Annotated in this window: 14 protein-coding genes; 12 read left to right on the plus strand and 2 right to left on the minus strand. The window is 69.7% G+C overall.

Annotated features, from left to right (window positions below):
* Positions 1-164 precede the first annotated feature (164 nt).
* Positions 165-1,499 (plus strand): class I SAM-dependent RNA methyltransferase, encoded by a 1,335-nt coding sequence (locus tag ACIRB7_RS21805; protein ID WP_403601085.1) that lies wholly within the window; start codon positions 165-167, stop codon positions 1,497-1,499.
* Positions 1,500-1,763: 264 nt separating this feature from the next.
* Here the strand turns inward: ACIRB7_RS21805 and ACIRB7_RS21810 are convergent, their stop codons facing one another.
* The gene (locus tag ACIRB7_RS21810; protein WP_403601088.1) at positions 1,764-2,264 is read right to left on the minus strand and encodes a very short patch repair endonuclease; all 501 of its coding nucleotides are present in this window, start codon (positions 2,262-2,264) and stop codon (positions 1,764-1,766) included.
* Between the two features lie 620 nt (positions 2,265-2,884).
* Complete coding sequence (locus tag ACIRB7_RS21815; protein ID WP_403601091.1) at positions 2,885-3,637, minus strand: HNH endonuclease; 753 nt, start codon at positions 3,635-3,637, stop codon at positions 2,885-2,887.
* A gap of 299 nt (positions 3,638-3,936) precedes the next feature.
* Between ACIRB7_RS21815 and ACIRB7_RS21820 the strand changes: the two genes are divergently transcribed.
* The 11 genes from ACIRB7_RS21820 to ACIRB7_RS21870 all read left to right on the plus strand — a co-directional run bounded on the left by ACIRB7_RS21820 (position 3,937) and on the right by ACIRB7_RS21870 (position 13,653).
* A complete protein-coding gene (locus tag ACIRB7_RS21820; protein WP_403601094.1) occupies positions 3,937-5,997 on the plus strand; it encodes a GNAT family N-acetyltransferase in 2,061 nt (686 codons plus the stop codon).
* Positions 5,994-6,476 (plus strand): ASCH domain-containing protein, encoded by a 483-nt coding sequence (locus tag ACIRB7_RS21825; RefSeq protein WP_223777245.1) that lies wholly within the window; start codon positions 5,994-5,996, stop codon positions 6,474-6,476. Before ACIRB7_RS21820 ends, ACIRB7_RS21825 begins: the two co-directional genes overlap by 4 nt.
* 300 nt (positions 6,477-6,776) lie before the next feature.
* Positions 6,777-7,436 (plus strand): HAD-IA family hydrolase, encoded by a 660-nt coding sequence (locus tag ACIRB7_RS21830; RefSeq protein WP_403601098.1) that lies wholly within the window; start codon positions 6,777-6,779, stop codon positions 7,434-7,436.
* Between the two features lie 90 nt (positions 7,437-7,526).
* Positions 7,527-8,729: a helix-turn-helix domain-containing protein gene (locus ACIRB7_RS21835; RefSeq protein WP_403601101.1), complete on the plus strand. Its 1,203-nt coding sequence runs from the start codon at positions 7,527-7,529 to the stop codon at positions 8,727-8,729.
* A 193-nt stretch (positions 8,730-8,922) separates the two neighbouring features.
* Positions 8,923-9,369, plus strand: coding sequence for a hypothetical protein (locus tag ACIRB7_RS21840; RefSeq protein WP_403601104.1), 447 nt, complete (start codon positions 8,923-8,925; stop codon positions 9,367-9,369).
* Entirely contained in the window at positions 9,366-9,560 is a 195-nt protein-coding gene (locus tag ACIRB7_RS21845) for a hypothetical protein (protein WP_397645547.1), read from the plus strand. The genes ACIRB7_RS21840 and ACIRB7_RS21845 overlap by 4 nt, the downstream gene beginning before the upstream one ends.
* A gap of 65 nt (positions 9,561-9,625) precedes the next feature.
* Positions 9,626-10,513, plus strand: a complete 888-nt coding sequence (locus ACIRB7_RS21850; RefSeq protein WP_403601107.1) for a glycosyltransferase family 8 protein — start codon at positions 9,626-9,628, stop codon at positions 10,511-10,513.
* Between the two features lie 116 nt (positions 10,514-10,629).
* Entirely contained in the window at positions 10,630-11,394 is a 765-nt protein-coding gene (locus tag ACIRB7_RS21855; RefSeq protein WP_403601109.1) for an aminoglycoside phosphotransferase family protein, read from the plus strand.
* Positions 11,391-12,122: a glycosyltransferase gene (locus ACIRB7_RS21860; RefSeq protein ID WP_403601112.1), complete on the plus strand. Its 732-nt coding sequence runs from the start codon at positions 11,391-11,393 to the stop codon at positions 12,120-12,122. The genes ACIRB7_RS21855 and ACIRB7_RS21860 overlap by 4 nt, the downstream gene beginning before the upstream one ends.
* Entirely contained in the window at positions 12,119-13,045 is a 927-nt protein-coding gene (locus ACIRB7_RS21865; RefSeq protein ID WP_403601115.1) for a PIG-L deacetylase family protein, read from the plus strand. Before ACIRB7_RS21860 ends, ACIRB7_RS21865 begins: the two co-directional genes overlap by 4 nt.
* On the plus strand, positions 13,039-13,653 hold the full coding sequence (locus ACIRB7_RS21870; RefSeq protein ID WP_403601118.1) for a hypothetical protein: 615 nt from the start codon (positions 13,039-13,041) through the stop codon (positions 13,651-13,653). Before ACIRB7_RS21865 ends, ACIRB7_RS21870 begins: the two co-directional genes overlap by 7 nt.

Raw genomic sequence — 13,653 nt, forward strand, 5'->3', positions numbered from 1 at the left:
CGGGGGGGGGGGTTGTTTTGCCGGCTCCGCCGGGGGGGCTGCGGCGGGGGGGGGGCGGGGCCCCGGGGGGGGGCGGGGGGGCCCCCCCCCCCCCCCGCCCGGTGGGGGGGGGGGCCGCGGGGGCGCCCCCCCCCACCTCTCTCTTTCTCTGGAGTCTCCCCGTCATGCAGAACGCGAACGCACCTGAGTCGTCGCTCATCGGGGAGGAGTACGAGGTCGAGGTCGGCCCGGTGGCCCACGGCGGCCACTGCATCGCCCGCACCGAGGAGGGCCGCGTCCTCTTCGTCCGCCACGCCCTGCCCGGCGAGAAGATCATCGCCCGCGTCACCGAGGGCGAGGAGACCTCCCGCTTCCTGCGCGCCGACGCGATCACGATCCTCGACGCCTCCAAGGACCGCGTGGAGGCCCCCTGCCCCTTCGCGGGCCCCGGGAAGTGCGGCGGCTGCGACTGGCAGCACGCCAAGCCCGGCGCCCAGCGCCGCCTCAAGGGCGAGGTCATCGCCGAGCAGCTCAAGCGGCTCGCCGGACTCACCCCCGAGGAAGCCGGCTGGGACGGCACCGTCATGCCCGCCGAGGGCGACAAGCTCCCGCCGGGCGAGGTCCCGCAGTGGCGGACCCGCGTCCAGTACGCGGTGGACGCGGAGGGCCACGCGGGCCTGCGCAAGCACCGCTCGCACGAGGTCGAGATCATCGACCACTGCATGATCGCCGCTCAGGGCGTCTCGGAGCTCGGCATCGAGAAGCGAACCTGGGAGGGCATGGCGTCCGTCGAGGCCATTGCCGCCTCGGGCTCGAACGACCGCCAGGTCATCCTGGCCCCCCGCCCCGGTGCCCGCCTCCCCCTGGTGGAGCTGGACAAGCCGGTCTCCGTGATGCGCGTGGACGAGCACGACGGCGGCATCCACCGCGTCCATGGCCGCGCCTTCGTCCGCGAGCGGGCCGACGGCCGCACCCACCGCGTCGGCAGCGGCGGCTTCTGGCAGGTGCACCCGAAGGCCGCCGACACCCTCATGCTCGCCGTCATGCAGGGCCTGACCCCCCGCAAGGGCGAGACGGCCCTCGACCTCTACTGCGGCGTCGGCCTCTTCGCGGGCGCCCTCGCCGACCGGGTCGGCGACCAGGGCGCGGTCCTCGGCATCGAGTCCGGCAAGCGCGCGGTGGAGGACGCCCGCCACAACCTGGCCGACTTCCCGCGCGTCCGCATCGAACAGGGCAAGGTCGAGTCGGTCCTCCCGCGCACGGGCATCACCGAGGTCGACCTGATCGTCCTGGACCCCCCGCGCGCCGGCGCCGGCAAGCAGACGGTCCACCACCTCGCCGGCCTCGGCGCCCGCCGCATCGCCTACGTGGCCTGCGACCCGGCGGCCCTGGCCCGAGACCTGGCGTACTTCGCGGAGCGCGGCTACCGGGTGAGGACGCTGCGTGCGTTCGACCTGTTCCCGATGACGCACCACGTGGAGTGCGTGGCGATCCTGGAGCCGGTGAAGAAGGACGTCTGAGCTGCGGTTTTGCGTGCGCGCTATATGCGCGGTGTGGGCGTTACGGGCGATATCTTGACGCTGAGATGACGCCCGTGACGCTCATTTGACGCTCGTTCTGATGAGGTGTCAGGTCAGGGCTGGGTCGCTCAGGTCGTTCCCCTCCCCGTCCTGCTGACTACGCAAGGCGTCTTCTACGTCGACTGGGTGGCGCTGGGCGTTGTGGTGGCTCCCTTACGGCTGAGAGCCCCGTCCCGCGTGTGTTCGGATGCCGCACGCGCTCCTCTACGAGCCCTCGGTCGCCCGTTCCGACACGGGCGACCAGGTGCTGATGGCCAGGGCGCGGGGATGCCCCCGGGTGGCGAGCGCTGCCGCCACCCGCTCGACCGCGCCGTCGACGGTCTCGTGTTCCCAGATGCGGAGGGGCAGCCAACCGATCAGCGCGAGGTGGGCATCGGTCTCCTCGTCGCGGCGGGCGTTTCCCCGAAGCTTCTGCCGCCACCATTCCGAGTTGTGTCGGGGCATATGCAGGTGACTCGGGCAGGCGTGCCAGAAGCAGCCCTGTACGAACACGGCGGTGCGCCACTTCGTGAACGTGACGTCGGCGCGGCGACGCGGCATGCCGACGATCGGCAGGTCCACGCGGTAGCGGAAGCCCAATGAGTGCAGAGCCCGGCGAAGCGCAAGCTCCGGAGTCGTGTCCCGGCTTCGCTGAGCGACCATGACCCTCCGCGCGTTGGCATCGCGCGGCGCCGGCGTCCCCCTGCGGCGTTCCTGAATTCTCACGTCTGATCAACCATCGGGGTGCCTCGCCGTTACGGGCGTCGTACCGGTGATCCGCCCGGGCCGTTCACGATCGCTGCTCATGCTGCGACCGAACTCAGCATCGTGCTCCTTCCCGGTTTCACCGAGGGGTTGTGGGCAGCGGTCGGACGTGATTGTGCGACGGGCAGGCCTCAGGAGCCGGATAGCAGCGCCGTGACCGTGGATTGAACGAGTTGGGCCGCCGCGAGGACGCTGGGGATGGCTCCGTGCCGACCGCGCTGAAGATCAGGGGCGGACACAGGGGGGCGGCATCTTCAGGCCGAATCGAGTGCTTGGGGGCGGTCGGCGGCCGTCCCTGAACTTCCTCCGAAGCTTGGGAGTCGGACACGCGGTCCCACGTGCCGGCTGTGCCGCTCCTCCGATTGTCATTGAGGAACTGTGCGTAACCGAAGAAAGCTTTCCGTCTTGCTCTTCGTAGGACTCGACCTGCGGCCAAGTGCTTAGAAGGCACTGGGTGGGTGAGGGAGTGGGGTGGCTCTGACCTGCGCGGACGTTCTGTGTGACTGATGGGCGACGAGAACTTCGGTTGTTTTCGGGACGACGGCACGGGGTGGACCGAAGGGGGGCGATGGCCCCCGGCCTCAGCTGCGCTGTGTTGGGATGCTCGGGGGAGTGCGCGCGGCCATGTGACTGTTGTTCGGCATCTCGTTGTGCCGGTCCCGTAGGTGGCGGAGGAGGAGGGTCGCCGTAAGATCTCCAACGGACATGTCGGACTCGAATGCGGCCTGACTGATCGCTGCGTATTCGCTGCGGCCCATGATCACGCCGCGTACGGTTCGTGAGTCCGGATGCCTCCACCCGCAGCAGATGCGTCGGGTGCAGACATCGGACTCGGAGGGATCGACGCTTGGCGTCGTCCAAGGCAGGTGAGGGTACCGATCCAGCGTCTTCCTGCACAGTTCGAGGTGGCCCCAGATGTCGCCCTTGTTCTTGTAGCGGGCTGCCCCGAAGTGGTGCCGGAACCAGTCTCGGCGATCAGGGTCGGCGATCTCGCGGCGTACTCGCTCGATGCGTGTCTCGAACCCGGCGAACATGCGGAGAGGCATCTTGCGCGTGTCGAAACCGTCGCGGGGATGCTCGCGGTGCAGCTTCTGGTCGATGAGCCACTCCATCGGACTGCGCCCACGCTTCCAGTCGTTGCAGGGCTTGCATGCCGGGAGGAAGTTCCACCACACGTCGGCGCCATTGCCGGCCACGGGTTGCTGATGATCGAGGGTCGTTGACGGCTTGACAGCGCAGTAGGTGCACAAGCCTTCGTTCGCGGTGAGGCTCATCAGCCAGACGTACGTGGCCTGCTTCGTTCGACTGCCCCGGGGCACGGTAGCGTCCGCCATCGGCTTCTCCTTGTGTTGCTCTTCTGAGGGCGGCACGCTACTCGACGCCACTGACAATGGGTGTCTGGGTAGACACGCAGGGTGAGGGGGGGGCGACAGGAACGTGATCTAGGCGCCTCGGTACCGATGGCCCGGGCTGAACCTCATCGTCTGCTCGGCGGCGTTGCGTCAGTGGCATGTAGCGGCAGGGAGACGCCGCAAGATTCCCGCCATCAGCCGGTTTTGCTCAATCGGTGGCTTGGCCTTTCCAGTTTGGGCAGTATGCGCTTGGGGCGGTGATCGAACGGGAGGGGACACGGATGGCGATCGAGGTGCTGCCGGTGACGGGAGAGCAGTCGGACTTGCTCAGCGCCGCCATTGCCCTGGGTGACCGATACACGAAGCGCCTGGGGCTGCTCACCCCACCCGCGTACCGCAAGTACGCCGAGGACGGCGGGCTGTTGGTCGCGCTGGAAGGTGATGAACTTGTCGGGTATGCGCTCTTCGGGTTGCCCAAACGCAGCCAGCATGTCCGTCTCGTGCATCTCTGCGTGGCCGAGGAGCACCGAGGGAAGGGCATTGCGCGGCGCTTGATCGCGGAGCTGCGCAGCAGGCAAGGGCATCGGCTCGGCATTCGGGCCAGGTGCCGACGGGACTACGGGCTCAGCCCCATGTGGAGCGGCCTCGGTTTCGTTCCGAAGGGTGAGGGCATTGGCCGTGGCGAGGACAAGGAGCCTCTTGACACCTGGTGGCTCGACCTTGGTCATGATGACCTGTTCACCGAGGTGCGAAGCGACGCCCTGCTGGTCGTGACTGTCGACCACAGCGTCTTCTCCGGACTGCGGGGCGAGGGTGCTGAGCGGGCTGTCGAGGAGTCGAAGGCCCTTGAAGCCGGCTGGCTAGCGGACCTGATCGAGCTGACATACACACCGCAGCTCCTTCTTGATGTGCACGAGATCGAGAACCGTGAGGCGAGACAGCGTCAGCGCAACGGTCTGCCCCAGCTTCGAGCGGCGTCGCCTGACGGGGCGGCGGTATCGGTTCGCCAGCAGGAGATGCTTGCAGCCCTGAGCAAAGAACTGCCGGAATTGCTGATCGACGGCAAGATGCGTGCTCGACTGCGCTACGTGGCCGAGACTTCCTGCGCCGGGCTGCAGGTGTTGGTGACGCGCGATCCCGAGTTGGAGAGGCTGGCTGATATCGCTTGGGATGTGGCGCGCGTTCGGGTGGTGTCGCCGGCCATGGTGACACTTCATGTGGACGAGCTCCGCCAGGCCCAGGTGTACCGTCCGGCGGATCTCATGGGGACAGCCTTCTCGATGGAGGAAGTCGCATCCGGGAGTGAAGGTGAGTTGGTCGCCTTCTTCGAGCAGACGGGCGGCGACACAGGAACCGCCTTCGTGGAGCGATTGAAGGCGCTCGGCGCGGATGGCGTGCTGTGGCGGAGAGAGCTGCTTCGGGACGGCGACGGGCATCCGGTGGCCCTCTATGCCTGGGCGATGGATGGTCGCACGTTGAACGTCGCCATCCTGCGCACCGCTTCCCATCCATTGGAGGAGACGCTTGCCCGGCAGTTGCTCTTCATGCTCAAGCGGCTGGGGCGAGATCGAGGCGCGCAGATCGTGCGCATTGCTGATCCCTATCTCTCCACAGCCGCCAGGTCTGCTCTGGGTGCCGACGGATTCACCGAGGACGAGCGCGGCTTCGCGGCACTCATCGTCGATCTCTGCGGGCCGGCTGAGGCCGTTTCGGAGGCGGCAGGAGAGATTGCCGCACGTGCTGGCCGTACGGCGCCGCGCTTGGATGCTCGTGCTTCACCGGAAGTCGTAAGCGTAGCTGAGCGAGCCTGGTGGCCTGCGAAACTCATCGACACCGCCCTTCCTTCCTTCGTCGTTCCTGTTCGGCCTCTTTGGTCCACAGAGCTGTTCAACGTGCCGGCCATGCTCGTGCCGCGTGACGACGTGCTCGGGATCAGCCGTGAGCACGTCTACTACCGGTCTGCTGGCCATCGTGGGGAGAGCGTTCCTAGCAGAGTCCTTTGGTACGTCAGTCGGGGGACTGCTGGGCAGCAAGGGATGATGGCCGTCGGCTGCTCGCGGCTGGACGAGGTGATAGTCGATGACCCTGACTCCCTCTTCTCGCGATTCGAACACCTGGGCGTATATGGTCGTGCTGACGTGCGTGCGCAAGCCGAACCGACGGGCAAGGTAATGGCGTTGAGGTTCTCGGACACGGAGATCTTCCCTGCGCAGGTGACGCGCTCGCGATTGACCTCGTTGGCTAAGGGTTTGGGGCTAACGTGGAAGACGCCGATGTCGATGATGAAGATCGACAGCGCGCTGTTCCAGGCCGTGTACGAAGAGGGGCACCGAAAGACGTGAGCGATCCGGAGCGAGCGATGCTGCTGTCCGTCCACCCGCGGTTCGCCACGGCGATCCTGGCTGGAACCAAGACGGTCGAGGTGCGCCGTCAGCGCGTCGCAGCCCCACCTGGAACTCCGGTGCTCCTCTACGCGACCGCGCCCACGATGGCCATCGTGGGCATGGCTCGGATCGCCTCCGTGCAGGTGGCTTCGCCACGTGAGGTGTGGTCGGCGAGCCGTGCGAGTGCAGGTATCAGTCGCCGAGAGTATGACGAATATATGAGCGGGGCGACCCGCGCCAGCGGCCTCTCGCTAGAGGCACCTGTCACCTTCCAGGACCCCGTTCCGCTGTCTGCGCTGCGGGCCGCAGGACCCTTTCACCCGCCTCAGAGCTACAGGTACTTGACCGATGAGGACCTTCGCAGGCTGTCTGAAGCGGCGCCGGACAAGGATGCCTCCACCCTGCACGAGGCACTGGTGGACCGGGTGCCTTCCTAACTGACGCGAAGGTCACGTGACGTGATTGGGAGCTCGGCCGGACGGCACCGAGACCGGTGACTTCTTGGGGCCAGGCAAGGAAACGGTACCTTCTGGCTCAGGCTCGGCGTGTGTCGCGGATCCGTGCGGGCGGAGACAGGCTGAGGGAGGTGCTCGTGGGTGAGAGCCTCTGCTCAACGGCTGCCGGGCAGAGGGCGGGCAGTTGGTCCAGGGTTAGGTGACTTCTCCCCGTGTGCTCTGACCGGTGGATGCGCGGTAGCGTCCCCGTATGAGTCCGATCTCGGAAGGGGCGAACGCCGGATGGTGCGCGGGGGCAGGGCTGACGGGGACGGGCAGCTGGGGTTGATCCTGGATTTCGCGGGGGTGCTCACCGCCAGCCCCATCGAGGTCCACCGGGCCTGGTGCGTGTCTGAGGGGCTTGAACCCGGGGCGTGGCGGGCGACGCTCAACGATCATCCGGAAGGTCGGCGGCTGTACGCGGCGTTGGAGATCGGGGAGATCGGGCAGGCCGAGTGGAATGAAGGAACAGCAGCTCTCCTGGGGAAGCACGTGGACCCCGTGAACCTGATGGGACGGGCCTGGGTCGACGTTCCTCCGGCGCGTCGGATGATCGCGCTCGCTCGGGCCGCACGGGCTGCCGGCCACCGGCTCGCGCTGCTGTCCAATAGCTTCGGCCTCGATCCGTTCAATCCGTACGAGCACGTGGGCATCTGGGACCTCTTCGACGTGCACGTCGTGTCCGAGCTGGAGGGGATGGCGAAGCCGGACTCGGCTATCTACCGGCTGGCCCTGGAGCGGATCGGGTTGCCTGCCGAGCGGTGCGTGTTCGTGGACGACCATGAGGTGAACCTGCCGCCGGCTGCCGAGCTGGGCATCACGACTGTTCACGCCACCGACGAACACAGGGCGGTCGCCGAGCTGGAGGCTCTTCTCGGCGTCACGGCTGTGCTCACGGTCTGAGCGTCAACTGCCGCCTGGCCGAAGGCTGTCCACCGCCCCGTTTCTGTGAGTACTGTCCGTGTGGGGCCCATCACGCGGAGGTTCTGGAGCATGCAGTGGTCGGAGTACACCACCTCTGAGCGCTTGAAGGCGTTGCGCGGTGCCATGACGCAGGAGCAGTTAGCCGAGGCCGCCGGGGTGTCCGTCGGCGTCGTCCGCAAGCTCGAACGCGGCGGGACGGCTTCCCTACCGTCGCTGCTGTCGATCGCCGACGCGCTCGGTACGGACATCGCCGTGCTCCTCGGGCAGCAGGCGCCGCGCCGGTCCATGGACCGTGATGAGAGGGCCGCGCTGCGTCTGGTCTCCGCGGCGACCCGCGACGCTGCCATCGGCATCCCCGCCGAGGTCGAGCCGGGCAGTGTCGAAGAACTTCAAGCGGTCGTGCGTCGGGCGGACGCCGCCTACTGGGAAGGGCGGTACACCGAGCTCGGCACCCTCCTCGGGCGGCTCCTTCCAGAAGCCCGCGCCCGGTTCGACGCCGCCGGCCTCGATGAACGGGAGGCCGCAGCCGGCGTCCTGATCGACACCTTCCAGACCGCGGGTATGGCCGCCAACGTGCTCGGCTCGCGAGACCTGGCGTACGCGGCGTTGACGTACGGGCGGCAGATCGCCGTCCAGGGCGGGGACGAGCTGCGCGACGCCCATCTCGCCGCCACGACCGCGTGGGTCAATCTCCGTGATGGGCGCACCAAGCAGGGCTTCCTCCTCGCAGCGGCCCAGGCCGACCGGATCGAGCCCAAGATGAGCGAGCACGATCCGGACCGGCTCAGCATCTACGGTCAGCTCGTCACGAACGCCGCCGTCGCCGCCTCCCGGGGCGGGGCGAGCGCGGACCACGCCCGCGAGTACCTCTCCCAGGCGCACGCCGTCGCAGCCCGCATCGGAGACGAACACGCCCGCGGCTCGCACGCACAGCCGTACGGGCCGATGTACGCCGCCACGCAAGCGATGAGCATCGCGGTGGCACTCGGCGACACGGGCGGCGCTCTGCGCCTCATGGACACCGTCCGCCTGGACGCCGGCGTGCCGCTGGCCACCCGCGCCCGCTTCGGCCTGGACGTCGCTCTCACCCAGGTGGAATGCCGACGGTGGGAGGCCGCCGCCGACACCCTCCAAACGGTGTGCGAGACGGCTCCCGGCTGGGTGCGCCACCAGATGCTGCCCGGCGTCATCATCAGCAGGCTCGCCGGCGTGTCCGTCAGCCGACTGCGCGGGCTGGCCAACTCCGCCGGTGTCCCGCTCGGGGTGCGCTGAGGAACGGGCTGCAGTACCACGGTCCGTAGTAGCTCCGCGGGTGCCGCCGGCATGACTGCCACGGGCCGTGTCAGCCCCACGGCGGCGTCCGCGACCGTTGCCACGGGACGTGGCAGTCGAGCCCGGTACGAGGTTCCTCCGCTGCGACGGGCCGTGCCTGGGCCCGAGCCTCGCAGGCCACCAGCCTGGAGGCATGCCGAACAACCCGCCCGGCGGCCTCGGGCACGTACCCGTTGCCGTCTACTCCTGCGCCACCACCTCCACCGCCCTGGGCGAGAGCGAGGAGCGTGGCCGCTACTACGCCGACGCCCGGCACTGGCACGTCGCCGGGGTCTGGTCCGACTCCGACCCGGCACTGCCGCTTGCTGAGCGGCCGGGGTGGCAGGCGGTCACGGCTGCCCTGTCCGCCGGGATGATCCGGGGCGTCGTCGTCAGCGGCGCGGCGCATGTAGCCTCCGACGCAGCCAAGTTCGCGGCCCTCGGCGTGCTCCTCCGCGATCGGGGAGGGTTCCTGGCGGACGCCTCGAACGGCACCCCGGGCCGCCATACGCCAGGGCAGGCCCGACGTCGCCGCGACCTCGCGGACGCGGCGTCGGGCTGGTGCACGCAGACCGAAGCACTCGAGGAGGGCACCTCGTGACCGCCCGGCGCGCGTGGGTCGGCGACCTCGTGAGGGACGGGGACGGGCGGCGGGCGATCGTCACCGACGTCCGTGCCGGCGGCACCGTGTGGGTGCTGCGGCCGCCGACCGGGGGCGGGCCCTGCTGGGAGACCGACGACCCCGACAGCCTCAACGTCCTCGCCCCCTCCGGCGGCGAGGACAACCGGTGAGCTTCCGCGCTCACCGTTCCGTCCCTCACTCCCTTCCGTGCGCCACGCCTGAAAGGCGACGTCCCGTGTACGCGTTCGGTCTCTGCATCGACCAGCAGTACCTCGTCCCCGGCCTCGCCACGATCGCGGGCCTGGCCGACAGCCTCACCCTCGTCGCCCGCCGCCATGCCGCGGTACGGGTGCTCACCCTCGACCTCGCCCCGGCGCAGGCCCTGCTCCTCTCCGACTTCGCCAAGCGGATCGGCTTCGGCTCCTTCGACCTCCGGCGCTGCGCCCCGCTGCGCGTCTCGCGCATGGCGGACGCCTCGTACATCACCGTCACCACCTACCTGCGGTTCGAGTTCACGCCGGACTTCGTCCGTCGGCCCTACCTGATCTACGTGGACGCGGACGTGCTCGTACGCGGAGACATCACCGATCCGCTCGGATCCCTCCGGGAGGACGAGATCGGTGCCGTACGCGACGAGTTCAACCCGGCCGTAGGGGAGTGCCCGGCGCTGCCGGGGGCCGCCGAACGCTGGCCCCACCTGCGCGGCCGTCCCTACTTCAACGCCGGCGTCCTCTGGACCCGCACCGGTCACATGCCCGTCGTCCGCAAGGGCGTCGAGCACGCGCTCATCCACGGCCGTCGCCACATCCTCCACAACGACCAAGACGCCCTGAACCTGTGGCTCCTGCACTCCGGCCGCGTGCGGCCGGCCGCCGCCGGACTCAACAGGTTCGAGACCGGCCGGTTCCTGGAGCGGGGCAACTGGGTGCGGCGGGTCGTCACCCGGTCGCTCAGGCCGGACCCGGCCGCGGCCCTCGTGCACTTCGTCGGCCCCGAAAAGCCCTGGCAGGCCGACTGTCCCCGGACCGGGGACGTGGCCGAGTACCGGCGGCACCTGGCGGTCACCCTGCGGCACGTCCGTCGCCTGGGTGCCTTCGGGGCGGAACCGGCGGGTGCGTGGTGAGCACGACGAACGTACCCGCGGCCGTCGCGCGGGCCGCCCTCGGTCTCGTGGGAGTTCCGGTCCGTGCCGCACACCGCCTGTCGGCGCGGTCGAGAACGGTCGTGTACCGGGCCTTCTTGGCAGACGGGCGGAGCGTGGTGATCAAGCTGTACGCGGTCACCGCCCGCCGCAACGCCGCGACCGAGGCGGCGGCGGTCCGGGCCGTCGCCAAGCACGTCTCCGTGCCCGCCGTCCTCGCGTACGGACACGTCCCCGGCCACGAGGTGACCGCTCTCATCACCGCGGATCTCGGCCCGCTCACCCTGGGAAGCGCCGTGCGGTCCGGCCAGGTGGGCGACGAGCGAGCCCTGAGGGACCTCGGCGGCCTGCTCGGCCGTCTACACCGGGCCCCGGTCCAGCCGTGGGCCCCACGCCGGCCGTTCCACGAGCAGGTCACCTCGATCGGCCGTCGCTGCCCGGCCAGCGCTCTGGACCGCATCGCGCCCGCCCTGGCCGCTATCGCCGACGCCCCGGCGGCTGCCCCGGTGTGGTGTCACAGCGACCTGCACGGCGACAACGTCGTACTCGTCGGGCCCCGAGCCGTCCGCCACCTCGTCGACTTCACCGACGCCGCAGCCGGTCCCCGCGAGTCCGACGTGGCCCAAACCCTGGTCATGACCGGCGCCATCGCCTCCGCCCGGGCCCGCACGGTCACCGATGCCTATCCGCTCGCCTTGGACCACCACCAGTTGGCGGTCTGGGCCGTCTTCCACACGATGCGCTGCTGGGCCCACTCGGAACCCGGCGACGACCGTGCCCGGTGGGTCGGCCGCCTGGACGAGCTGAGCCGACGGACCCCGCACCTCTTCCGCGTACCCCGCCCGGAAAGGACATACCGATGACCACCCCTGCCTTGTCGGTGGTGATCCCCGCCTTCAACGAGGTCGCTTACCTGCCCCGCTACCTGCCCTCCGTCCTCGCCTCCGTCGCCCGCTGGGAGGAGGTCACCGGCCGCACCGGGGAGGTGATCGTCGTCGACAACGCCAGCACCGACGCCACCGCTGACATGGCCGCCTCCTTCGGCGCCCGCGTCGTCACCGAGCCCGTCCGCAACATCGGCCGGGTACGCAACACGGGAGCGAGCGCCGCCCGCAGCGGCCGTCTCTTCTTCACCGACGCCGACGTGGCCCTGCCGCTGGAGGCGGTCAGCGCCGCCGCTGCCGCCATGGACACCGGGGCTGTCGGCGGCGCCATCCCGCCGCTCTACACGCCCGAGCGGCTCGGAGCCCGCCTGCTGTGCGCGTACTGGGACCACTACCGCACCCGGCGCGGCGGAGCCCAGGGCGTCAACCAGTTCTGCACCGCCGATGCCTTCCATCATGTCGGCGGGTACCGGGACGACCTGTTCATGAGCGAGGACGTGGAGTTCTTCGCCCGGCTCACCGCCCACGGTCAGGCCACCAGACGGCCTGTGACGATCCTCGACGAGCTGCGCGTACGCCCGTCGACCCGCCGCTACGACCAGTGGTCGAGCCTGCGGATGCTCTGGTGGCAGAACCCCGTCACCGCCCGCCTGCGGCTTCGGTCGCCCCGCATGTGGCGCCACTGGTACGAGACCACCGTGCGATGACGAAGGAGACCCCTGTGCGGCCTCAGCCCAAGCCCCTGCCCGCCGTCGACCTGCCGGTCCCGGACGGCAGCGGCATCTACACCTTCCCCGACGACCTCCACCGCGCCCACCAGACCCACACCCAGCAGCTCGCCGCCCGCCACCAGGCCATGGACCACCGTGCCCTGGAGGTGACGGCGCCCCACACCCGCGTCCCCTATTACGTCGAGGCCCGTACCCCCGCCGGCCGCCCGGTCCTCGTCATCGAACCCCACCACGACGACTTCGCCCTCTCCGCCTCGGGTGCCTTCCTCGCCAACCCCCGACCGCTGACCGTGGTCACCGTCTTCACCCGCTCCCGGAGCGTCCACCCCGGCCTGGAAGCCACGTACGCCGACGTCGACACGGTGTCCGAGCTGCGCGACCGCGAGGGCGCCGCCGCGCTCGCACCCTTCGCCGCCCGCCGACTCCTTCTCGGCCACAGGGACGCCGAGCCGCCGTACAGGTCCTATGACCCCGAGCTGCTCGACCGGGTCACCGAGGAGCTGCGCCGGATCGCCGCGCTCCATCCCGACGCCGAGCTCCTCGCCCCCGCCGCGGTCACCCGCCACCCCGACCACCTCCTCGTCCACGAGGCCGCCGTCCGCCTCGGCTGCACCTGGTTCTGGGAGGACCTCGCCTTCTGGGCGACGTACGCGCTCGTCGGCTGCGACCAGCACCTGTTCCGTACACGTACGGGGGCGGCCATGCGGCCCGAGCTGGTCGACATCACCGACGTCGTCCTGGACAAGGTCACCGTCCTGAGGATGCACGGCTCGCAGATGCACCCGGCCCGGAAGATGTACCGGCCGATCCGGCACGCCTTCACCACGGCGGCCGACCTCGTCGACGGCACGAAACTCTACGCCGAGCGCTTCTACCGGACGGAGGAGACGACGTGCTGATCATCGCCCTGGAAGGGCCCTCCTACGCCGGCAAGTCCACGGCGATACGCCACCTCCGCCACACCTCCCTCGGCTCGCGCGCGATCGTCTCCGACTGCTACGTCAAGCACATCGCCCACCGCGACGACATCCCTCCGGCCCGAACCGACTCCGCGGCCGCCCAGTTAGCCGCCTTCGAGCGGTTCATGGAGATCGAGGCGACCCGAGTGGCCGAGGCCGCCGCGAGCGGCAGGCAGCTCGTCGTCCTCGACCGCTCCGTGGACACCCTCCTCGCCCACGCGTACGCCCTGGACGCCCTGTTCGGGTACGGCGTCCACCACCAGCTCCACCACCGGCTCAAGACGCTCCCGTTCCTTCACCCCGACCACACCCTCTACCTCGACGTACCGGCCGAGACGCTCCACCTCCGTCGGAAGACCGCCGGCCACACCGCCGCCGAGTCCGAGTACTTCCTCCACGAGCCGGGCTTCCTTCACCACGCACGCGACTACTTCGTCCACACGGCCCGCCGGCCCATGACGCGAGAGATCACGGTCCTCGCCGCCGACGCCGACCCGGACGAAGTCGCCCGGGCCGTGGAAGCCCTCGTCGGTTTCTGGACGAGGTGA

It is taken from the genome of Streptomyces sp. NPDC093795, from assembly GCF_044764665.1.
Taxonomy (GTDB): Bacteria; Actinomycetota; Actinomycetes; order Streptomycetales; family Streptomycetaceae; genus Streptomyces.

Bases quoted from the DNA above. Each gene is read 5' to 3' on its own strand.
- ACIRB7_RS21805 (WP_403601085.1), top strand. From the start codon at position 165: ATGCAGAACGCGAACGCACCTGAGTCGTCGCTCATCGGGGAGGAGTAC.
- ACIRB7_RS21815 (WP_403601091.1), bottom strand. From the start codon at position 3,637: ATGGCGGACGCTACCGTGCCCCGGGGCAGTCGAACGAAGCAGGCCACG.
- ACIRB7_RS21820 (WP_403601094.1), top strand. From the start codon at position 3,937: ATGGCGATCGAGGTGCTGCCGGTGACGGGAGAGCAGTCGGACTTGCTC.
- ACIRB7_RS21830 (WP_403601098.1), top strand. From the start codon at position 6,777: ATGGTGCGCGGGGGCAGGGCTGACGGGGACGGGCAGCTGGGGTTGATC.
- ACIRB7_RS21835 (WP_403601101.1), top strand. From the start codon at position 7,527: ATGCAGTGGTCGGAGTACACCACCTCTGAGCGCTTGAAGGCGTTGCGC.
- ACIRB7_RS21840 (WP_403601104.1), top strand. From the start codon at position 8,923: ATGCCGAACAACCCGCCCGGCGGCCTCGGGCACGTACCCGTTGCCGTC.
- ACIRB7_RS21860 (WP_403601112.1), top strand. From the start codon at position 11,391: ATGACCACCCCTGCCTTGTCGGTGGTGATCCCCGCCTTCAACGAGGTC.
- ACIRB7_RS21865 (WP_403601115.1), top strand. From the start codon at position 12,119: ATGACGAAGGAGACCCCTGTGCGGCCTCAGCCCAAGCCCCTGCCCGCC.